Source organism: Flavobacterium sp. N2820 (assembly GCF_025947285.1).
GTDB lineage: Bacteria > Bacteroidota > Bacteroidia > Flavobacteriales > Flavobacteriaceae > Flavobacterium.
Map to the genome: position 1 here is coordinate 1,415,942 of NZ_CP110008.1, position 21,620 is coordinate 1,437,561.

General features: G+C 32.5%; 27 protein-coding genes. 9 read left to right on the forward strand and 18 right to left on the reverse strand.

What is annotated here, in order from left to right; genetic code table 11:
* Positions 1-17: 17 nt before the first annotated feature.
* Positions 18-1,085 carry a serine hydrolase domain-containing protein gene (locus OLM52_RS06785; protein ID WP_264550373.1) on the forward strand — a complete coding sequence of 356 codons (1,068 nt, stop codon included), beginning with the start codon at positions 18-20 and terminating at the stop codon, positions 1,083-1,085.
* A 12-nt stretch (positions 1,086-1,097) separates the two neighbouring features.
* Here OLM52_RS06785 and OLM52_RS06790 read toward each other — a convergent pair whose 3' ends face one another.
* The 13 genes from OLM52_RS06790 to OLM52_RS06850 all read right to left on the reverse strand — a co-directional run bounded on the left by OLM52_RS06790 (position 1,098) and on the right by OLM52_RS06850 (position 9,309).
* Positions 1,098-1,277 carry a hypothetical protein gene (locus OLM52_RS06790; protein ID WP_264550374.1) on the reverse strand — a complete coding sequence of 60 codons (180 nt, stop codon included), beginning with the start codon at positions 1,275-1,277 and terminating at the stop codon, positions 1,098-1,100.
* An 8-nt stretch (positions 1,278-1,285) separates the two neighbouring features.
* The gene (gene ftsY / locus OLM52_RS06795; protein WP_264550375.1) at positions 1,286-2,266 is read right to left on the reverse strand and encodes a signal recognition particle-docking protein FtsY; all 981 of its coding nucleotides are present in this window, start codon (positions 2,264-2,266) and stop codon (positions 1,286-1,288) included.
* A gap of 223 nt (positions 2,267-2,489) precedes the next feature.
* The gene (locus OLM52_RS06800) at positions 2,490-2,642 is read right to left on the reverse strand and encodes a DUF4295 domain-containing protein (RefSeq protein WP_113988621.1); all 153 of its coding nucleotides are present in this window, start codon (positions 2,640-2,642) and stop codon (positions 2,490-2,492) included.
* Positions 2,643-2,650: 8 nt separating this feature from the next.
* Positions 2,651-2,833 carry a 50S ribosomal protein L33 gene (rpmG, locus tag OLM52_RS06805; RefSeq protein ID WP_008253902.1) on the reverse strand — a complete coding sequence of 61 codons (183 nt, stop codon included), beginning with the start codon at positions 2,831-2,833 and terminating at the stop codon, positions 2,651-2,653.
* Between the two features lie 21 nt (positions 2,834-2,854).
* Complete coding sequence (gene rpmB / locus OLM52_RS06810; RefSeq protein WP_008253904.1) at positions 2,855-3,097, reverse strand: 50S ribosomal protein L28; 243 nt, start codon at positions 3,095-3,097, stop codon at positions 2,855-2,857.
* 79 nt (positions 3,098-3,176) lie between these two features.
* On the reverse strand, positions 3,177-4,424 hold the full coding sequence (locus tag OLM52_RS06815) for a CinA family nicotinamide mononucleotide deamidase-related protein (protein ID WP_264550376.1): 1,248 nt from the start codon (positions 4,422-4,424) through the stop codon (positions 3,177-3,179).
* 30 nt (positions 4,425-4,454) lie between these two features.
* Entirely contained in the window at positions 4,455-4,799 is a 345-nt protein-coding gene (locus tag OLM52_RS06820; protein ID WP_262317896.1) for an Hpt domain-containing protein, read from the reverse strand.
* A 1-nt stretch (position 4,800) separates the two neighbouring features.
* Entirely contained in the window at positions 4,801-5,412 is a 612-nt protein-coding gene (locus OLM52_RS06825; RefSeq protein ID WP_264550377.1) for a fumarylacetoacetate hydrolase family protein, read from the reverse strand.
* Between the two features lie 41 nt (positions 5,413-5,453).
* The gene (locus tag OLM52_RS06830; RefSeq protein ID WP_264550378.1) at positions 5,454-6,227 is read right to left on the reverse strand and encodes a 3'-5' exonuclease; all 774 of its coding nucleotides are present in this window, start codon (positions 6,225-6,227) and stop codon (positions 5,454-5,456) included.
* Between the two features lie 81 nt (positions 6,228-6,308).
* The gene (locus OLM52_RS06835; RefSeq protein WP_264550379.1) at positions 6,309-7,607 is read right to left on the reverse strand and encodes a dihydrolipoamide acetyltransferase family protein; all 1,299 of its coding nucleotides are present in this window, start codon (positions 7,605-7,607) and stop codon (positions 6,309-6,311) included.
* An 84-nt stretch (positions 7,608-7,691) separates the two neighbouring features.
* Positions 7,692-8,810 carry a glycosyltransferase family 2 protein gene (locus OLM52_RS06840; RefSeq protein WP_264550380.1) on the reverse strand — a complete coding sequence of 373 codons (1,119 nt, stop codon included), beginning with the start codon at positions 8,808-8,810 and terminating at the stop codon, positions 7,692-7,694.
* A 3-nt stretch (positions 8,811-8,813) separates the two neighbouring features.
* Entirely contained in the window at positions 8,814-9,095 is a 282-nt protein-coding gene (locus tag OLM52_RS06845; protein ID WP_264550381.1) for a type II toxin-antitoxin system RelE/ParE family toxin, read from the reverse strand.
* Positions 9,085-9,309 (reverse strand): hypothetical protein, encoded by a 225-nt coding sequence (locus OLM52_RS06850; protein ID WP_264550382.1) that lies wholly within the window; start codon positions 9,307-9,309, stop codon positions 9,085-9,087. The genes OLM52_RS06845 and OLM52_RS06850 overlap by 11 nt, the downstream gene beginning before the upstream one ends.
* Positions 9,310-9,389: 80 nt before the next feature.
* On the opposite strand from OLM52_RS06850, the gene OLM52_RS06855 reads away from it, so the two are divergent.
* From OLM52_RS06855 to OLM52_RS06880, 6 genes are all read left to right on the forward strand, one after another.
* Positions 9,390-11,252: an ABC-F family ATP-binding cassette domain-containing protein gene (locus tag OLM52_RS06855; RefSeq protein ID WP_264550383.1), complete on the forward strand. Its 1,863-nt coding sequence runs from the start codon at positions 9,390-9,392 to the stop codon at positions 11,250-11,252.
* 80 nt (positions 11,253-11,332) lie between these two features.
* Positions 11,333-12,157 (forward strand): O-methyltransferase, encoded by an 825-nt coding sequence (locus tag OLM52_RS06860; protein ID WP_264550384.1) that lies wholly within the window; start codon positions 11,333-11,335, stop codon positions 12,155-12,157.
* Positions 12,158-12,242: 85 nt separating this feature from the next.
* The gene (locus OLM52_RS06865) at positions 12,243-12,944 is read left to right on the forward strand and encodes an ABC transporter ATP-binding protein (protein ID WP_264550385.1); all 702 of its coding nucleotides are present in this window, start codon (positions 12,243-12,245) and stop codon (positions 12,942-12,944) included.
* Between the two features lie 101 nt (positions 12,945-13,045).
* The gene (locus OLM52_RS06870) at positions 13,046-14,461 is read left to right on the forward strand and encodes an MATE family efflux transporter (RefSeq protein WP_264550386.1); all 1,416 of its coding nucleotides are present in this window, start codon (positions 13,046-13,048) and stop codon (positions 14,459-14,461) included.
* Between the two features lie 23 nt (positions 14,462-14,484).
* Positions 14,485-14,715, forward strand: coding sequence for a hypothetical protein (locus tag OLM52_RS06875; RefSeq protein ID WP_264550387.1), 231 nt, complete (start codon positions 14,485-14,487; stop codon positions 14,713-14,715).
* Positions 14,716-14,742: 27 nt separating this feature from the next.
* Entirely contained in the window at positions 14,743-15,354 is a 612-nt protein-coding gene (locus OLM52_RS06880) for a hypothetical protein (RefSeq protein ID WP_264550388.1), read from the forward strand.
* A gap of 8 nt (positions 15,355-15,362) precedes the next feature.
* Here OLM52_RS06880 and meaB read toward each other — a convergent pair whose 3' ends face one another.
* Positions 15,363-16,499 (reverse strand): methylmalonyl Co-A mutase-associated GTPase MeaB, encoded by a 1,137-nt coding sequence (gene meaB / locus OLM52_RS06885; RefSeq protein WP_264550389.1) that lies wholly within the window; start codon positions 16,497-16,499, stop codon positions 15,363-15,365.
* Positions 16,500-16,544: 45 nt separating this feature from the next.
* Between meaB and OLM52_RS06890 the strand changes: the two genes are divergently transcribed.
* On the forward strand, positions 16,545-17,453 hold the full coding sequence (locus tag OLM52_RS06890) for an AEC family transporter (RefSeq protein WP_264550390.1): 909 nt from the start codon (positions 16,545-16,547) through the stop codon (positions 17,451-17,453).
* A gap of 196 nt (positions 17,454-17,649) precedes the next feature.
* A complete protein-coding gene (locus OLM52_RS06895) occupies positions 17,650-19,047 on the forward strand; it encodes an FAD-binding oxidoreductase (protein ID WP_264550391.1) in 1,398 nt (465 codons plus the stop codon).
* Between the two features lies 1 nt (position 19,048).
* Here the strand turns inward: OLM52_RS06895 and OLM52_RS06900 are convergent, their stop codons facing one another.
* The 4 genes from OLM52_RS06900 to OLM52_RS06915 form a co-directional block, all read right to left on the reverse strand.
* The gene (locus OLM52_RS06900; RefSeq protein WP_264550392.1) at positions 19,049-19,627 is read right to left on the reverse strand and encodes a hypothetical protein; all 579 of its coding nucleotides are present in this window, start codon (positions 19,625-19,627) and stop codon (positions 19,049-19,051) included.
* A gap of 22 nt (positions 19,628-19,649) precedes the next feature.
* Positions 19,650-20,051 carry a hypothetical protein gene (locus OLM52_RS06905; RefSeq protein WP_264550393.1) on the reverse strand — a complete coding sequence of 134 codons (402 nt, stop codon included), beginning with the start codon at positions 20,049-20,051 and terminating at the stop codon, positions 19,650-19,652.
* Between the two features lies 1 nt (position 20,052).
* Positions 20,053-20,625 carry a hypothetical protein gene (locus tag OLM52_RS06910; RefSeq protein WP_264550394.1) on the reverse strand — a complete coding sequence of 191 codons (573 nt, stop codon included), beginning with the start codon at positions 20,623-20,625 and terminating at the stop codon, positions 20,053-20,055.
* A gap of 84 nt (positions 20,626-20,709) precedes the next feature.
* Positions 20,710-21,606, reverse strand: a complete 897-nt coding sequence (locus OLM52_RS06915; RefSeq protein ID WP_264550395.1) for a DUF5777 family beta-barrel protein — start codon at positions 21,604-21,606, stop codon at positions 20,710-20,712.
* Between the last annotated feature and the right edge of the window lie 14 nt (positions 21,607-21,620).

Genomic DNA, 21,620 nt, shown 5'->3' on the forward strand with positions numbered 1-21,620 from the left:
ACCGTTTTTTTAGTCTTATGAAAAAAATTGTCCCTTTTTTTGTCGCTTTACTAGTAATCAGTTGTGGCTCTGATGATTCATCAACAACTACAACTCCTGAAGAACAGATGTATTTTCCACCTATTGGCTCAACTACTTGGGAAACAAAAACTGTACAAAGTTTGGGCTGGAATCAATCACAAGTACAACCCTTACTAGATTATTTAGAATTAAAACATACTAAAAGTTTTATTGTACTACATAATGGTAAAATTGTATTGGAAAATTATTTTAATGGTCATAGTGCAAATGAACCATGGTATTGGGCAAGTGCTGGTAAAACATTAACCACAGCAGTTACAGGAATTGCTGAAGAAGAAGGATACTTAAACATCAACAACAAGGTTTCAGATTATTTAGGAACAGGATGGACAAGCATTCCCTTAGCAAAGGAAAATTTAATTACTAATAAGCATCTTTTAACCATGACATCAGGCTTAAATGATGCGTTAGGAGACGATGTTACTCCTGCAAATTTACAATATGTTGCAGATGCTGGAACGCGCTGGGCTTATCATAATGTATATGTAAAATTGCAAGATGTTGTAGCTGCCTCTACTGGACAAAGTTGGTCAAATTATTTTAATACTAAATTAAGAGATCGAATAGGGATGACTGGCGGTAGTTGGATTCAGAATGGAGGTTTGAGTGTTTATTGGAGCACCCCTAGAAATATGGCACGATTTGGTTTATTAGCATTAAATAATGGGAAATGGGAAAACAATCAAATTGTCCCTCAAAATTATTTCCAAAACGCAACTACCACTTCACAAAATTTAAATTTAGCATATGGCTACATGTGGTGGTTAAATGGAAAAACTAGTTTTAGATTACCACAAAGTCAATTGCAATTTAATGGAACATTAATTCCAAGCGCTCCAAGTGATATGTATTGTGCTTTAGGAAAAAATGATCAAAAAATATATGTCGTTCCTAGTAGAAAACTTGTTATAATTAGAATGGGAGATGTAGCAGATGGTGTAAATTTTGCATTATCTGATTTTGATGAAACATTATGGGAAAAAATAAGTGCTGTTATTAACTAACAGCACTTATTTTTATTTTTTCGCTTTCTTTTTTGAACTTGTAAGTTTTACAAAAATATACATTAGAATAGCAAACGAAATTAATCGTAATGTCATAAAAACAAAATCAATTTCATCAAACGGAATTGCAACTAAAGCTAATACAAGAGCCACAATCAATAATTTTACGGTTTTATATTTTAAAAATTCCATCTCCTTTTTTATTTAAAAAATGAATCAACAAATTCATACTTATTAAAAACTTGCAAGTCTTCAATTCCTTCACCAACTCCAATATATTTAACTGGAATTTGAAATTGGTCAGAAATTCCAATCACAACACCACCTTTAGCTGTTCCATCTAATTTTGTAACCGCTAGACATGAAACTTCGGTTGCTGCTGTAAATTGCTTTGCTTGTTCAAAAGCATTCTGCCCTGTTGAACCATCTAAAACTAAAAGAACATCATTTGGTGTATCTTCTACAACCTTTTGCATTACTTTTTTCACTTTTGAAAGTTCATTCATTAAGCCAACTTTGTTGTGTAAACGTCCCGCAGTATCAATAATCACAACATCAGCATTTTGAGCTACTGCGCTTTGCAAAGTATCAAATGCTACAGATGCTGGATCACTGCCCATTTGTTGTTTAACGATTGGCACACCTACTCTATCTGCCCAAATTTGCAATTGATCGATTGCAGCCGCTCTAAACGTATCTGCAGCACCAAGAACAACATTGTAACCTGCTTTTTTAAATTGATATGCTAACTTACCTATTGTTGTGGTTTTTCCCACTCCATTTACACCAACAACCATAATTACATATGGTTTTTTGTCTTTAGGAATAGAAAATTCTGTAGCTTCACCAGAGTTTGTTTCAGATAATAATCCAGCAATTTCCTCACGAAGAATTCCGTTTAATTCATCTGTACCTAAGTATTTATCTTTTGAAACGCGTTCTTCAATGCGTTCGATGATTTTTAAAGTTGTATTTACGCCAACATCAGAAGAGACTAAGATTTCTTCTAAATTATCTAAAACTTCTGCGTCAACTTTGGATTTTCCTGCAACAGCCTTGGTAAGTTTAGAGAAAAACGATGTTTTAGATTTTTCTAATCCCTTATCTAAAGATTGTTTGTCCTGTTCGTTTAAGACAGGTTCTTTTTTTTCGGAAGAGAATATTTTTTTAAAAAAACTCATTTGTTGATTTTTTTTTGATTTATAGCAATTATTTGATTAAAAACTGAAAGTAGTACCCTTTCTTATTTAGAATCCTGTTTGGAACATCTATCAAGTATTGCAAAAGCGGAAACGTGTTTAAAAAGGAGCCAATTGTTTTCCAATAAAATAATATGAGACAAATGTAAAAATAAAAAAGCTACTTTCAAACGAAAGTAGCTTTTCTATATATTGTTTCTATGAATTATTTCTTTTTCAAGAATTCATCAACTAATTCAGGAGCCATCACAGATTCAACGAATGTGTAAGCGCCAGTTTTTGGAGATTTAACCATTTTGATAGCTTTGGTTAATCTTTTTGAAGCTGTTTGTAAAGTTGCTACGGTTTTCTTTGCCATGACTTATCTTATTTAATTTCTTTATGTACAGTTACTCTTTTTAAGATTGGATTAAATTTTTTAATCTCTAATCTATCAGGAGTATTTTTTTTATTTTTTGTAGTAATGTAACGAGATGTTCCAGGAACTCCTGAAGTTTTGTGCTCTGTACATTCTAAAATAACTTGGATTCTATTACCTTTCTTTGCCATTTTGATATATATTATTGCGGATTATACAGATTTTACAAATCCGTTAGCTTTTGCATTTTTCAATACAGCAGCAATTCCATTTTTATTAATAGTTTTTAATGCAGCCGTTGAAATTTTCAACGTTACCCATCTATCTTCTTCAGGAATGTAAAAACGTTTTTTTACTAAATTAACAGAGAATTTTCTCTTTGTTTTATTCATAGCGTGAGAAACATTGTTCCCTACCATTGCTCTTTTACCTGTAAGTTCACAAACTCTTGACATTATTATTCAGCTTTATTTCGTTATCTAAAATCAGGGTGCAAAGAAACAAAATCGATTTCATATACACAACTATCTTTTGTTATTTTTTTAAAATTTCTTTATAAATGAGTTCCAATGCTTTACCAACCGCCCTATCTATTACCTTTTCGCGGGGTTGACCAAAGTTAAACTCTTCAATAAACACATCATTTGGTGAAGCAATTGCAATAAAAACTGTACCCAATTCTGCATTCGAATCACCCTTTGCTGGACCCGCATTTCCAGTGGTGGCAATAGCATAATCAGCTTGTGTTAGTTTTTGAATACCCAGCACCATTTCTTTTGCCACTTCAGCACTAACTACACTGTATTTATCTATTGTTTCCTTAGAGACACCTAAAACATCTATTTTCGTTTGCGAAGCATAACTTACTACACTTCCCTTAAAATAATTAGATGCTCCTGAAACTGCAGACAAAGTTGCAGCTATTTTTCCGCCTGTGCAACTTTCTGCGGTGGCTAATGTTAATTTTTTTTCGGTTAATATTTTACCTAAAACAAATTCAATAGGTTCATCTTCATTATAACCTACAATAATATCGTGAATCAATAAATCAAGTAATTGGACTTGTTTTTCTATTTCATTTTGAAGAATTTCTTTGCTATTTCCACGAGCTGTTAATCGTAATCTTACTTTTCCTGGACTTGGCAAATAGGCTAATTTGATAAAATCTGGCAAATTATCTTCCCATTCTTCAATTTGCTCCGCAATCATGCTTTCACCACGACCATACGTCATAATAGTTTGATGTACAATATATGGGCGTTCATATTTTTGAACTAAATTAGGAATTACCTCGTTATCTATCAAATACTTCATTTCATAGGGAACGCCTGGCAACGAAATAAAAACGGTATCTTCTTTCTCCATCCACATTCCAGGAGCGGTTCCTGCTTTATTAAAAAGCACTTTTGCTTTTGTAGGAACTAAAGCTTGTTCTCTATTAATCTGTGTAATTGGACGTTTGTAAAAACCTTCGATAATTTCTTTAACATGTAGCAAAACAGCCTCATTTTCAATTAAAGTATCCTCAAAATAATCGCAAAAGATTTTTTTAGTAATATCGTCTTTTGTTGGTCCTAATCCACCCGTAATAATAACAACCTCAACCTTATTTTGTAGTTTTTGAAATGTGTTTAAAATATGCTCTTTATCGTCAGATATTGATAACATTTCATGGGTGGCAATTCCAATTTTATCTAAAGCTTTGGCAATGTAAGACGAATTTGTATCAACAATTTGACCAATAAGGATTTCGTCGCCAATAGTAACAATTGTGGCTTTCATAGGTAATAATTATAGTTTGGGAATTGGGAATTATAGTTTAAAATCTTTTTTGATTTCTTTTATAGCTAAGTCGATTCTGTCTTTTAATGATTTAAAAACTTCTTTAATTTCCTTTCGCTTTCCTTCCGCTTTTGACCAAGTCATTATTTGAAGATTTTCTTCGTATGCCATATCCATTCCTAATAAATCTAGTGTAGGCTTAATTTTATGACAAGCAGCATAAGTTCTAGTATAATCTTTTTCTTCAATTGCAGTTTTTATTGACTTCATTTCAGCAGGTACTTCTTCTAAAAACAAAGTTACAATTTGCAAGGCAAACTCGGTATCATTTTCAGAAATTTCATACACTTTTGCAAGATTATACTGTAAAGCCATACTATTTGATTTGAATTTTAAACATTGATTTATCTTCAATAAAACCCTCTAAAACATCACCTTCAACAACTTTGGCAACACCTTTGGGAGTTCCTGTAAAAATAATATCTCCTTTTTTTAATGTAAAATATTGAGAAACATAAGCGACTAACTCATCTATTTTCCACAACATTAAATTTGTGTTACCCACTTGAACGGAATGACCGTTTGATTTTAACTCAAAGTTAATATTTTCTACAGAAGAAAAATCTTTTTTCGACAAAAAGGCACCAATAACCGCTGAATGGTCAAATGATTTCGCTTTCTCCCAAGGCAAACCCTTTTCTTTTAACTTACTTTGAACATCTCTTGCTGTAAAATCAATTCCTAATCCAATTTCTTCATAATATTTATGTGCGAATTTTGGACTGATATATTTTCCAACTTTGCAAATTTTTACTAAAATTTCGACTTCATGATGCACATCATCACTAAAAGCCGGTATTACAAACGGTGTTTTCTTTGGCAAAACCGCTGTATCAGGTTTCATGAAAATTACAGGTTCTGTAGGTTTTTCATTGTTTAATTCCGAAATATGGTCCACATAATTGCGACCGATACAGATTATTTTCATATCATTCTTATTGGAAGATGGAAGCAAACTTCTTCCAGCTTCTAGCTTTTAGTGTTTAACTTTCTCAATTTAATAGCCGTCAAAACTTTTTTGGTATATAACGGAAAATCAGCGTTTTGAATCCAACCGAAATAACCTGGTTCTTTATCAAAAACATCATCTACCAAAGCTCCTTTGTGTTTTCCGAAAGTAAAAATTTCCTTACCTTCATTATTCAAAGCAATGAATCCTGCAAAGTCAACTGATTTTTTTCGTGTTGTAAATTCAGATAATGATTTCATATCATTTTCTAAATTCTCATAGCGATCCAATTGTGATTTTAAGATTTCGTAAGTTGCCATCGTATCCGCTTCGGCACTGTGTGCGTTTTCTAAACTTTGTCCGCAATAGAATTTGTATGCTGCACTTAAAGTTCGTTCTTCCATCTTATGGAAAATCGTTTGTACATCGACAGAAACTCGGTTTTTCATATCAAAATCAACTTCAGCACGCAATAATTCTTCGGCTAAAAGCGGAATATCAAATCGATCCGAATTAAATCCAGCCAAATCAGAATCTTTAATCATGTTATGAACTTGCGTTGCTAACTCTTTGAATGTTGGCTCATTGGCTACTTTTTCATCGGTAATTCCATGCACAGCCGTAGTTTGTGGCGGAATTGGAATCGTCGGATTTACCAACCAAGTTTTACTTTCTTTATTTCCGTTTGGATATACTTTAAATATTGAGATTTCTACAATTCGGTCTCTTGCCACATCAATTCCAGTAGTTTCAAGGTCAAAAAAGCAGATAGGGCGTGTTAATTTTAATTCCATAGCGATTTTATATAATGCAAAGATAGAAAAACCCGACAGCTTTTAAAAACTATCGGGTTTACTTATAAATTTATTTTCTGATTAAAAATCTCTATTCACATCAAAAGCTTCTAAGTAATCTGCTACACGCTTAACGAAACTTCCTCCTAACGCTCCATCAACAACTCTATGATCATAAGAGTGCGATAAAAACATTTTTTGACGGATTCCAATGAAATCACCTTCAGGAGTTTCAATAACCGCAGGTACTTTTCTAATCGCACCTAAAGCTAAAATACCTACTTGTGGTTGATTGATAATTGGCGTTCCAAAAACAGAACCAAAAGTTCCTACATTCGTAACTGTATAAGTTCCGCCTTGTGTATCGTCTGGTTTTAATTTTCCTGCTTTTGCACGGTTTCCTAAATCGTTTACCGCTTTTGCCATACCCACTAAATTCAATTGGTCTGCGTTTTTAATTACAGGAACAATTAAGTTTCCGTTTGGCAAAGCAGCTGCCATTCCTAAATTGATATTTTTACGTTTGATGATAAAATCACCATCAACAGAAATATTCATTCCTGGAAAATCTTTCAATGCTTTTGCAACCGCTTCCATCATAATTGGTGTAAAAGTTAACTTCTCACCTTCTCTCTTTTCGAAAGCAGCTTTCACTTTATCTCTCCATTTTACGATGTTCGTAACATCTACTTCAATGAATGATTGAACGTGAGCCGAAGTTTGTACCGAAGCTACCATGTAACCCGAAATCAACTTACGCATTCTGTCCATTTCCACAATCTCGTCACCACCATTTACAGAAACCGGAACGGCTTGAGCTACTGGAGCTGGAGTTGCTTTTGGAGCCACCGCTGGAGTTGCAACAACTGCAGGCTGACTTCCTCTATTTTTAATGTAATTTAATAAATCTTCTTTGTTTACACGGCCATCTTTACCAGAACCAGCAATTGCCTCTAATTCAGCTAAAGATATTCCTTCTTCTTTTGCAATATTTTTTACTAATGGCGAAAAGAATTTTTCTGACGCTGAAAAATCAGCTGGTGCTACAGTTTCTTTTGCTACTTCAACCCCTTTTGCTACTTCTGAAACTGCGACTGGAGCGTCTGCTTTAACTTCTGGAGTTGATGCAACAGCACCGCCTTCAGTTTCGATAATAGCGATCGTTTGTCCTACTTGAACTACATCATCGGTATTAAATAAAATTTCAACAAGTGTTCCTGCAACTTCTGAAGGCACTTCGCTATCTACTTTATCAGTAGCAATTTCAAGTACTGCTTCGTCCATTTCAATTTTATCTCCAACTTTTTTTAACCAGTTGGTTACGGTTGCTTCTGCAACACTTTCACCCATTTTAGGTAATTTCAATTCAAACTTTGCCATATCTTTAAACTAAAGTTGTGTTTTTGTATTTGGTTTGCAAAAATACTAATTTTTCATTCGATTTTTAAAGAAATCAATAATTTTTTACAACAAAATTATTTGTCCTCTATCGTTCGAATTATTGCTTCCAATTAGATAATTCGAACTCAAAATATAATTTTTGAAACTTAGATTTTTACGCTTATTTAACTGCATAAAAGTAATAATTTCATCAAAACTAAAAGTAGTGGTATCAAATATTATTTCAATGTTTTTATACGATTGGTTCTCAAATTGATTAAAATCAGATAAATAATTTGTTTTTTTTGATAGATTAAGTTCTCTATTTTTTCTTGAAAAAACGACATATTCATCAATAATTCGAACTTCATTTTTTTGCTGACTCTTCTTCAAAAGACTAAAAACAAAACTTCCTACTTGCATCATGACATCAAAAAACCATGATCTTTTAAAATGTTTGTTGTAGAAAAATTGCATTGCTTCACGGAAACGTTTCATATAAGTTCCATCTCTAACGGTACTTTCTCCTTTATAATGAATCACAGAAGTTTCGTGAAAGTAATAATTCGATTTTCCAGTTTTCAACACCAAATAACTCAAATCGATATCGTCGGAATACATAAAGCAATTTTCATCAAAACCACCTACTTCCAGATATAATTCACGTTTCATTACCATAAAAGCTCCGACTAAAATATCAACTTTACCAGTTTCTTTTTCGGATAAATGTTGGGCGTAATATTTTCCGAAAAAATTGGAAATTTTATACAATCCAAAAATCTTTGTAAAAGCCACCCAAGGCGTTGGAACACCACGTTTGCTTTCGGGAAGGAAATTTCCTGCACCGTCGATTAATTTACAACCGATAATTCCAGTGTTCAGTTGCCAGTTTTTAGTGTTCAGTATTTTTGAAAAAGTATCTTCTGCAACAACGGTATCAGGATTTAAGATGCAAATGTATTCCCCTTTAGCTTGAGCAACTCCGATGTTATTTCCTTTTGGAAAACCTAAATTTGCTTCGTTTTCAATGAGTTTGATGTGCGGAAATTTGGTTTTCATAATCTCGCAGCTATCATCAGACGAAGCATTATCAATGACAATAATTTCACCATCAATGCCTTCCAATGCTTTTTGAACACTAAAAACACATTGCTCTAAAAAATAGCGCACATTATAGTTGAGAATGATTACGGATAGTTGCATGATTTATTGAGAATCTTTTTTGTTGTTCCAAAAATACACTAATTCAACCTTTTTATCTTTCTCAATAATCTTATAAAATAATGATGTTTGTTTGGATATAACTATTTTGTAAACATTTTTATGAATTTGACCAATTAAAGGATTAATCGATAATCTTTTTAAATTTTTATCAACTAACATGACAAAAGCATCAACTTCTTTTTGATTCCATTTTAAATAAATAAAATCAATTTCTTCCATATAAGTTTCAACAGCTAAAGGAACCCAAACAACCTTATATTCCATTCAAAAAAGGATATTTCTTTTTCAAATTAGACATAACTTCTTCATGAGTAAAAACAAGACCTTTGTCTGCTTGTTCAATACCCAGCTCAATTGCTTTTTGGACATGTTCTGGCAATTGCTCCCAAGCATCATTACTCGCAATAACTTCACTTTTAGGAGTTACTTCGTAAGCTTCTGCTGGTTCTTCTATTTTATTTTTCTTTTTGGAAGTCATAAAATGCATTTTCACAAAGTTAGGAAATAATCTATAATCTTTAGATACAATAAACTATTTTTGCATTTCTAAATTATATTATGAATTACTTATCAGTCGAAAATATCTCCAAATCTTATGGCGAACGTATTCTTTTTAAAGACGTTTCGTTTGGCATTAACAAAGATCAAAAAATAGCTTTTATCGCTAAAAACGGTTCGGGAAAAACCACCATTATGAACATGATTAATGGCTTAGATGAACCCGACACTGGACAAGTGGTGATTCGAAAAGAGATTAACATGGCCTTTTTGTCGCAAAATAATAATTTGCAAGACGAATTAACTATTGAGGAAAATATTTTTGCTTCGGATAATGAAATTTTGAAAGTAATTGAACGCTACGAGAAAGCCTTAGAAAATCCGAATGATGAGGAAGCATATCAACGTGCTTTTGATGATATGGACAGACACAATGCTTGGGATTTTGAAACGCAATTCAAGCAAATTTTGTACAAACTGAAGTTGGAAGACTTGAAAATGAAAGTCAAAAACATGTCGGGTGGACAAAAAAAGCGTTTGTCCTTAGCAATTATTTTGATTAGTAAACCCGATTTATTGATTTTAGACGAGCCAACCAATCACCTTGATTTAGAGATGATTGAATGGTTAGAAGATTATTTTGCAAAAGAAAATATCACGTTATTTATGGTAACGCACGACCGTTTCTTTTTGGAACGTGTTTGTAATGAAATCATTGAATTAGATAACGGAAAAATATACCAATACAAAGGCAATTATTCGTATTATCTAGAGAAAAAAGAAGAACGTTTGGCTTCTGAAAATGCGAGTATCGATAAAGCGCAAAACTTATTCGTAAAAGAATTGGCTTGGATGCGTCGTCAACCAAAAGCTAGAACTACCAAATCAAAATCGCGTCAAGATGATTTTTACGTCATTAAAGAAAAAGCCGAAAGCCGAAGAAAAGAGAATGTAGTAGAGCTCGAAATCAACATGGAACGCATGGGAAGCAAGATTATCGAAATGGTAAAACTAAATAAAAGTTTTCCAGATAGAAAAATTTTGGACGATTTTACCTATTCGTTTCAACGAGGCGAACGCATTGGAATTATTGGTAAAAACGGAACAGGAAAATCGACTTTTTTAAATATTTTAACCCAAACGATTCAACCTGACTCTGGTAAAGTAATTATTGGTGATACGATTAAAATTGGCTATTACACACAAAGTGGCATCAACCCAAAACCAGGACAAAAAGTAATTGATATCATCAAAGAATATGGCGAATATATTCCGTTGACTAAAGGTAAAATTATTTCGGCTTCACAATTATTGGAACGCTTTTTATTTGATGCGAAAAAACAATACGATTTTGTAGAAAAATTAAGTGGTGGCGAATTGAAACGTTTGTATTTATGTACGGTTTTAATTCAAAATCCGAATTTCTTGATTCTAGATGAGCCAACAAATGATTTGGATATTGTAACTTTAAATGTTTTAGAAAGTTTCCTTTTAGATTTTCCTGGATGTTTATTAGTGGTGAGTCACGACCGTTATTTTATGGATAAAATTGTGGATCACCTATTTGTTTTTAGAGGCGAAGGTCAAATTGAAGATTTCCCTGGGAATTATTCTGATTTTAGAAGTTATGAAGATTCGGCTGAACCAAAAACACTTTCAAATGTAAGTACGGAAAAAGTAAGTTGGAAAGAAAAAAATACTGCTTCAGCTGGTTTGAATTTCAACGAACAAAAGGAATTCAATAAATTAGAACGCGAAATCAAAGATTTAGAATACAACAAAAAACAAATCGAACAAGAATTCGCCGACGGAAAAGTTTCTGATGATAAGATTGAAGCAAAAGCAAATGAATTGCAAAAAATCATTCAATCGTTAGAAGAAAAAGAAGAACGTTGGTTTGAGTTGAGTTCGAAAATGGAATAAAAACTAGTTTGAAGTCTCAGTCTCAGTACGAAGGAAAAACTGTGACTGAAAACTGTGACTGAAAACTGTGACTGAAAACTGTGACTATAATTAAATCATACCTGAAATTTCTTTTCCATTCCAAAAACGAACATGGAATACATTCGCCATTTGTGTTTGATTTGGTTACGAAATGTTTTTATGACAACACAAAATATTCAGAATACAAAACCTTAAAATCGTACCGAAAATCGCTTTTAGAAAATAAAAATACGATTGAAGTAACCGATTTTGGTGCAGGTTCAAGAGTTTTTAAATCGAACGTTAGAGCAATTTCAAAAATCGCACAAACCGCTGGAATTACTCCAAAAAATGCCGAATTGCTTTTTAGAATCGTTCGTTATTTTCAACCAAAAAGCGTTTTAGAAATTGGTACTTCATTAGGTTTGGCCACTTCAGCACTTTCTTTAGCAAATGAAAATACAAAAATTATCACTTTAGAAGGTTGCACAAATACACAAAAACAAGCGCAAGTTCAATTACAAAAGCAAAATTCAAATTTTCAAAATATTGAATTTGTAACTACTGAATTTTCAAATTATTTTAAAAACTGCCCGCTCAACACTGAACACTGCCAACTGATCTATTTCGACGGCAACCATTCCAAAAAAGCGACTTTAGAGTACTTTGAAGCCTTACTTCCAACGGTTTCAAATGATTCCGTTTGGATTTTTGATGACATTCATTGGTCAACCGACATGGAAGATGTTTGGAAAATCATAAAAAATCATCCAAAGGTTTCGGTCACAATTGACACATTTCAATGGGGAATTGTCTTTTTTAGAACCGAACAAGAAAAGGAACATTTTATCATTAATCCGAATAAAACGATTAGTTCACACTTGTTTGAAAGAATTCGATTTTAGTTGTAACAAAATCCTTTCTTTTTCTACTTATAGATAGTTTTGAAGTCAATTTTCTGAGTTCAAACTTCTAAATTCTAATTTCATTATGGCAAATCCGTTAATCAAAATAACCAATATCAAAAGAGATTTTCCTTTAGGAAACGAAATCGTTTATGTGTTAAAAGGCATCGATTTAGAAATCAATAAAGGCGAATATGTAGCATTGATGGGACCTTCAGGTTCTGGAAAATCAACATTAATGAATATTTTAGGTTGTTTGGATACGCCAACTTCTGGAACTTACATTTTGAACGGAAAACACGTAAGTGAAATGCAAGACGATGAATTGGCAGGAATTCGTAATAAAGAAATTGGGTTCGTTTTTCAAACCTTTAACTTAATGCCAAGAACAACGGCTTTGGATAATGTAGCTTTACCGATGGTTTATGCAGGTCATTCTAAATCAGAACGTGTGGAACGTGCTACCGAAGTACTAACACAAGTTGGCTTAAACGACAGAATGGATCACAAACCTAATCAACTTTCAGGTGGTCAACGTCAGCGTGTAGCAGTGGCGAGAGCTTTGGTAAACAAACCTTCAATCATTTTAGCCGATGAACCAACTGGAAACTTAGACAGTAAAACTTCGGTGGAAATAATGAATTTATTCAACGAAATTCACGCCAACGGAAACACAGTAATCTTAGTAACACATGAAGAAGATATTGCAGCTTACGCACACAGAATCATTCGTTTACGTGATGGAATTATCGAAAGCGATACCATAAATCCAAACATTAAAAAATAAATTCAATTCACAATAATTAAACCTGACAAGATTCTGAATCCTGTCGGGTTTTTTCTTGCTTTGATTTTCAAAATAACTACCTTTGCCTCAAAATTGCCAAAATGACTTTTTCTGACTACACCAAAGAATTTTCTTATAACTTAAAATTAGCCTACCCTATTATTTTAGGTATGGTTGGTCATACCGTTGTGGGAATTGTGGACAATATTATGGTCGGAAAATTAGGCCCAACCGAGTTAGCTGCAGTCTCATTAGGAAATAGTTTTGTATTTATTGCAATGTCATTAGGAATTGGATTTTCAACTGCAATTACACCTTTGGTTGCCGAATCAGATGGAAAAAACGATGTTGCTGGCGGTCGTTCTGCGTTTCATCACGGATTGTATTTGTGTACAATTTTAGGCGTAGCATTATTTACTTTGATTTTCTTTTCGAAACCACTTATTGCTTACATGGGACAACCCGAAGCAGTTGTCGATATGGCAAAACCGTACTTAGATATCGTAGGTTTTTCGTTAATTCCGTTAATTATGTACCAAGCGTACAAACAGTTTGCAGACGGTTTGAGTGAAACTAAATATTCGATGTGGGCAACCATAATTGGAAATATCACCAACGTGGTTATCAACTATTTTTTAATTTATGGGATTTGGATTTTTCCTGAATTAGGTATTGTTGGAGCAGCCATTGGAACTATTGCTTCTCGTTTTGTGATGTTGGGTTTTATGCATTATATGATGAATCTAAAACCAAAATTCCATCCTTATTTTAAAGGTTTTAGCTTAAAAGAAATTAAAAAAGAGGTCAACCAAAAAATCATCAAAATTGGAATGCCTTCTGCCATGCAAATGTTCTTTGAAGTGGCATTATTTACAGGAGCAATTTGGTTGTGTGGAATGATTGGAACCACTAGTCAAGCTGCAAATCAAGTTGCGTTAAGTTTGGCATCCGTTACTTTTATGTTTGCTATGGGATTGAGTGTTACAGCGATGATTCGTATTGGAAATCAAAAAGGATTAAATGATTATGTTACCTTACGAAAAGTAGCAATATCTATTTTCTTATTAACAATAATAATCGAAGTGGTTTTTGCCTTACTATTTGTGGCTTTACACACCACTTTACCCTATATTTTTGTAGACATAAATGATGCGGAAAACCTAACCAAAAACTTAGAAGTAATAGCAATTTCAGCAAATTTGCTTTTGGTTGCCGCTGTTTTTCAAATTTCTGATGGCTTGCAAGTAGTGGTTTTAGGAGCGCTTCGTGGATTACAAGATGCTAAAATTCCAATGTATATTACGTTTGTAGCCTATTGGGTAATTGGATTTCCTATCTCAATTTATTTAGGATTGGAAACCGAATTAAAAGCAGTTGGTGTGTGGATTGGCCTTTTAGCCGGATTAACAGCTGCAGCACTATTTTTGTATATTCGCTTTAATTATTTAACTAAAAAACTGGTTGATGGACAAACCAATCCCGAAGCTTCGGGACAAGTTCAAGTGCAACAACAATAAAAATAAATTAAAAACATAAAACCATGACTTTACCAAAATTTGTAATTGGAGATAATACTGATTTTCCTGAAGATATTTTCGTAATCCATTTAGAATATCCACGATTTGTAATCAATTTAAAAGATGACGAAGTAGAATTTTTAGAAGACATCGAAGAAGAAGACGAAAAAGAATTAGAATCGGAAATGGAACATTTAATTACCATTGCTGGTGAATTCTACGATAGAGAAATAGAACGTTACGAACAGGAGTAATTAATTTTTATCATCAAAAAAGTAATTATGAAAAAAGAATTCTATGATGTAGAACACACTAGACCAATTTCAATATTTCTTTTTTTTATATCCCTTTTAAGCATTTTTTTTTCAAGTACAATTCTTTTGATGTTATTTTTATCAAAATTAATTTCAGCTATTTTTTCATTATTTCTAACGGTAATTTCTTTTTTCTTTTTAAGAAAAAAAATAGTACTAAAATCAAATTTTATATTATTTGATGATAAATTAAAAATTAATGATTCTACGATAAATTTTAACGATATAAAAAGTTTTAAACTACATTTTATTAAAGGTGCTGGCTTAAAACTAAATCTTAAAAATGGTAAGTCAATTTATTATAGTTCTAATGATATTTTTTGTAACAGTGAAATATTTATTAATTTCTGTAAAGCAGTAAAAAAGAAGTTAATAAAATTCGATGGAGGTGTAATTGTTAATAAAAAGTCTTTTATGCAAACTAAAATTGCATATCATCTATTAATATTTATGACTGTTTTGATTTTTGGAATTTTTATTTATTCTCTTATTACTGGAAAAGAAATAAATTTAGGAACATTTGGTTTAATGATTGCAAGCTTATCAACTTTATGGGCTTCAATAAAAATCGATAACTAGTACAACTATTATTTTTTAAAATACTGTTCCAACAAACTCATAGCCGCTGCAAAAGGTGATAATTCATTGTTTTGCACGGCTTTTTTATTTTCTTCTAAGAGTTGAATGACATTTGGATGATTATAAAAATGTGATTTCAATTGTTCGTTTATGGTTTCCATCATCCAAAATTGGTTTTGATTTTGACGCTTTTCTTCAAAATAATGATTTGCTTTTACCCATTCGAAATACTCGGAAATAATTCTCCAAATGTCATCAATTCCTGTTTTTTCATAAGCACTACAAGTCGTTACTTTTGGAATCCAACCCGAAGATTTAGCCGGAAATAAATGCAAGGCTCTATTGAACTCTGCCTTCGCTAACTTCGCTTTCGCAATATTATCGCCATCAGCTTTATTGATTACAATAGTGTCTGCCATTTCCATGATGCCACGTTTGATGCCTTGTAATTCATCTCCAGCACCCGAAATTTTCAACAACAAAAAGAAATCGACCATACTGTGCACCGCAGTTTCGCTTTGGCCTACTCCAACCGTTTCAATAACAATCGTATCAAAACCACAAGCTTCACACAAAATAATAGTTTCTCGTGTTTTTCGAGCTACACCGCCTAACGTATCACCCGAAGCACTTGGTCGAATATAGGCGTTTTCATCTTTTACCAATTCTTCCATACGGGTTTTATCGCCCAAAATACTTCCATGGCTAATAGATGAGCTTGGATCAACCGCTAAAACAGCGACTTTCTTTCCAATAGAAGTTAAATATTTTCCAAAAGCTTCAATAAACGTACTTTTTCCAACGCCTGGAACACCAGTAATTCCAATACGAACCGAATGATTAGCATGTGGCAAACAACCTTTAATCACTTCATTTGCTTTGGCTAAATGTTCTGGATTTGTGCTTTCAACCAAAGTAATCGCGCGACTTAAAGCGGTTTTATCTCCTTTTAAAATTCCAGCAATTAGTTCTTCTGCCGAAGGTTGTTTTCTTCGAAAATGTTGAATTTGAGTCGCTACAACCGTACTTAATGATTCGGGTTGGGCAACGCCGTGAATTTCTGAAAGAGCCGATTTTTTATTTGGTGTTTTCAAAAGGAATTTTGCTTTGTGTAAAAATACAAAAATTGTAGGAATATGAAACATCGAAATCTCAAGGTTTAATTACCTTTGTAATCTTGATTTTGATACATGGAAAACATCATTCTTTTATTTTTGTGTTTACTTTTAGGCGTTGCGCTTCAAAAAGTACCGCAATTTCCTAAAAATGCCTATCAAAGTTTGAATCAATACGTGATTTACGTTTCGCTTCCGGCTTTGGCATTGTACTATATTCCGAAAATTACGATTTCATTGGCTTTGCTTTATCCGTTAGGAATTGCTTGGTTGGGTTTTGGGTTATCGTTTGTTTTTTTCTATACTTTAGGAACCTATTTCAAATGGTCTAAAAAGTTAATCGGCTGCTTAATTTTGACAGGTGGGCTGAGCAATACTTCCTTTGTAGGATTTCCCATTATCGAAGCTTTATATGGTGCAGAAGGATTGAAAACTGCCATAATCGTTGATCAACCAGGTTCATTCGTAGTCGTAACCACTTTGGGAATTTTAGTGGCTGCGAGTTTTTCAAGAGGTAATTTGAGTACTTCAGAAATCGTATTAAAAATTGTAAAATTTCCGCCATTTATTGCTTTTACAATTGCACTATTTTGTACTCTATTAACTTTAGACTTTCCTGAAGTATTACAAAACTCTTTTTTAAGAATTGGAAATACGGTAACTCCAGTCGCTTTGGTAGCTGTTGGATTGCAATTAAAAATTGATACACGAAGCAAACATTGGTCTTTTTTGACTTTAGGATTGCTTTTCAAATTGATTCTAATGCCTGCTTTCTTCTTCTTACTATACAAAATTGTGTTAGGCGGAAAAGGTTTAGAAATTGATGTTTCAATTATGGAATCTGCCATGGCTCCAATGATAACAGGAGCTATTTTAGCATCTAATTATGGATTAAAACCGAAATTAAGTAGCATGATGATTGGAATTGGAATTCCGTTGTCGTTGCTGACGGTTGCTTTTTGGTATTGGGTTTTGAGTTTGTAGTTTTGTAACACAAAGTTTTTTAAACATATAAGTCATATAAGTTTAAGTTGAGTTAATTGTGTGCTCAAGTTCATAAAAGAGTAACTTGTGGCATGACGAGTTTTCGGTTAAAAAATCTGTGTAAATCCGTCTAATCCGTTAAATCTGTGTTCCAAAAAACATAAAATTAATTATCTTTACACTTCAATTTTACACTATGAATCCTGAAATAGTACTTGCGCTTGAAAACATTGTAGGTTCGGCTTATATTTTTACTGATGAGGCTACTCGTAAAATGTATGGACATGATGAAACGGAAGATTTGAGTTTTCCACCTCATGTTGTTGTAAAACCTTCCAATACTGAAGAAGTAGCACAAATTTTAAAAGTTTCGAATACGTATAAAATTCCGACAGTGCCTATTGGTGCGCGTACGGGTTTGAGCGGTGGTGCTTTATCGATTTATGGTGGCATTGGGATTTCAATGGAGCGATTCAATCAGATTATTGAAATTGATGAACAAAATTTACAAGTTACAACTCAACCCGGTGTAATTACGCAAGTTTTACGTGAAGCTGTTGCCGAAAAAGGCTTGTTTTATCCAGTAGATCCAAGTAGTATGGGAAGTTGTTACATTGGCGGAAATATTGCTGAAAATTCAGGAGGAGCAAGAGCTTTGAAATATGGAGTTACGAAAGATTATGTGCTGAATTTAGAAGTTGTTTTGCCTACTGGTGATGTAATTTGGACAGGTGCTAATACTTTGAAAAATTCAACGGGTTATAATCTTACGCAATTGATGGTAGGAAGTGAAGGAACATTAGGTATCGTGACTAAAATTGTATTGAAATTATTACCTCAAAATAAGCATAACGTTTTGCTTTTGGTTCCGTTTTATAAAGCGGAGCAAGCGTGTGAAGCGGTTTCAGCGATTTTTAGAGCGGGAATTATCCCAAGTGCTTTAGAGTTTATGGAACGCGATGCCATTGATTGGACATTAAAATTTGTGAATGATTTGAATGTGGAAGTAAAACACAACGTTCAAGCGCATTTGTTGATTGAAGTAGATGGCAATTATCCAGAAATTTTGATGCAAGAAGCAGAACAAATTTTGGCAGTAGTAGAACAATTTGAAATTGATGAAGTGTTATTTGCCGATACAGAAGAACAAAAAAATGCACTTTGGAAAATGCGTCGTTCTGTGGCGGAAGCAGTAAAAGCGAATTCGATTTATAAAGAAGAAGATACCGTTGTTCCAAGATATGAATTACCAAAATTACTAAAAGGAATCAAAGAAATTGGGGCTAAGTATGGTTTTCAATCGGTGTGTTATGGTCATGCGGGCGATGGTAATTTACACGTCAACATCATCAAAGGCAATATGACCGATGCCAACTGGAAAACCGAAGTTCCAAAAGGGATTCGTGAAATTTTTGAATTAACGGTTGGTTTAAAAGGAACTTTATCAGGCGAACACGGGATTGGTTTGGTGCAAAAAAACTACATGGACATTGCGTTTTCAAAAGTACATTTGGAATTAATGGAACGCATCAAAGCCATTTTTGACCCAAATAATGTGTTGAATCCTGGGAAGATTTTTCCTGATGGGGAATAAGTTATTTATTATTTCTAAGTTGATTTATTTTGTTTGAGATAAATGTATATAATCCAACAAACAACATAAAAATCAAAATCTTCATTAAAATTGAAAGAATAAAATTTGAAGGATAAATATCTAATTGTCTATACATGGTCCAAGAACTTGGCAAATAATCTCTGTGAAATGAACTGATAATTATTATTAATCTTTCTATAGAAATTATCAAAAAGAAACTTGCAATAATTCTTATCAGTATATTTTTTGAAAATAATTTAATTCTGAAAATTTGTGATAATGCGAACCAAAATAAAGGCTGTATCCAAACACCAAACCAATATTTTCCAAAAATTCTATCTATCATTGCGTTTTTTTCTTCAGAATTACATTCAACATAATAGACAATAGTTCCTAACAACCAAAAAATAATGTAAAGTACTCCAACAAAAGATATAAACTTTTTTGCTTGATTATCAAATTGGAAAATTGCTATTTTCTTTATAAAAATTGATAAAATCAAAAAAAGGAAAGAATACAATCCAAATGCAGTAAAAAAATCTAAAATCAATAATTCTAGATTAAAAAAAATATTTATCATTTAATTTTATTAAAAGAGCAAACTACTTTCCCAAAAACTCCACCAAATTCGCATCCGCATTTTTAAACGTTGGTGGTTGTTCAATAATACTTGCAATGCGCTTTTTGTTTAATTTCATGGTAATATCGGCTTCGGTAGTAAATAACAAAGCAGATAAAAATGGGTTGTTGATGTGCGGAATTAGCTCAGCTTCTAAATCGTCTAATTTGCAAATTTTTATTAATTCTTGCTTTTCAGTAATGTAAATTTTATACGTCATTGACAATTTCAAGATATTGTCTTCCACGATGGTTTTTACGTAGATGTTCTGTAACTCTGGTTTTCCAACGGTTTTAGCTAGCGTTAATTTTGCAAAAGTACCATTTGCGATACTTGCTCTAACATGGTTAAAAAATTCGGTATAAGTGATGTTGTTTTCGTTCATTTTATAATCCTAAGGCTTTTTTTATATTTTCGTTAAATAGCATTGAAAACATTTGATTTTCTTTGTCTTTATTCAAAAATTTCCATTTGTTTTTGGTTAACTCATCCGCAATACCAATCAAAGTCGAACGCGTTTCAATTCGGAAAGTATTGTTTGCTTTATCAAAAGTAACTTTATCAGCTCCAATAGATGATTTGAAATTTTCAATCATTGAATCTGGATCTGTCATTGGTTCCTTAAATCGCATTGTCATTACATTATTATAATCAACCAAACAAAAGGTTTTATCTTCTATTACTTTAATTTCACCATACGAAAATTGAGGATCAACCTCTATTAATTTTATTGAAAATTGTTCGTTTTCTGTCATCTCTTCAAACATTGTTTTCATTTGTTCTATGGAAATCAAATCAAATAATTTAGGATAAGTTGTATCAAATATTACATCATAATTTAATTCCATACTTGCTTTGTATGAACGCAGTGCTTCAATTTTTAGCGAGGCCATATCTTGCGCTAAAAGTGAAATAGATTGAAAAAGAAACAAGGCTAAGAATAAAACTTTAGTTTTCATATTGAGTATTTTAATTTTTACCAAATATAAAAAATCCTCAACTACTTTTGTGTAATTGAGGAAAGTTTATTCTTAAAAGTTATTTTAAAATACTCGGACTAAATTAAATCCAAAAGCAATTTTTCCGTCTGACCAATCCCCTACTGTTTGACCTAAATAACCTGTTTCATGCATAGCTTGTGCGTTTGTAAAGTGCATTTGAAATACGTGTCCACCAGTTTCTAAGTCAACTCCAATGGACAATGGATTTTTATAATTTGATTGCGAAGCTCTGTTTAAATGTGCCGCATAATCAACATTAACAGACCACCGATTTGTTAATTTATATCGCCCACCAAGTCCAATAGCAAATTGAGTATTATCCTGTGGATTAGGTAAAATTAATGCGTTATTATCGTCTAATAGATCTCTTAATGTGTTTTCATGAAAAACACTTGGTGCAATTTCTAATGATAATTTTTCCGAAAACTTTCTTGAAATTAACACTTGAGCTACATAACTTAATCTGTTTTCAAATTGCAATTTTGGAAAATCTTCTTCTTTTAATTCAGAATTAATTGCCACGCTATTAAATCCTACAATAGTAACTGGAAATCCATTTTCTTTTTGTGCATACAATCGATACTTTGCAGCTAAATCATAGGTTTCTTGAAAGCCACTTCTGCCAATATGAACTGTTAACCAATCGTTTACACCATATAAAAATTTTAATTGTGTATTTGCATTATCTAGTCCAAAAAAATCATCAAATCCTTTATCAACAAATCCAAATCGGTGTGCAACAATGAAATAAAAATCACCTTTAGCGGCCAATTTAGTAGATTCTAAATTTACTATTTTTAAAGATTTGAAGGCAGATGCAACAGTTTCATTTGTAGCTGTTGTATCAATTTCACTCAACAAATCATCCTGAGCATTCATTAATAATGGAACAGCAAACAACATGATTGATTTCCATATTTTTCTTTTATTTAATACCATAAATGTAGGTTTCA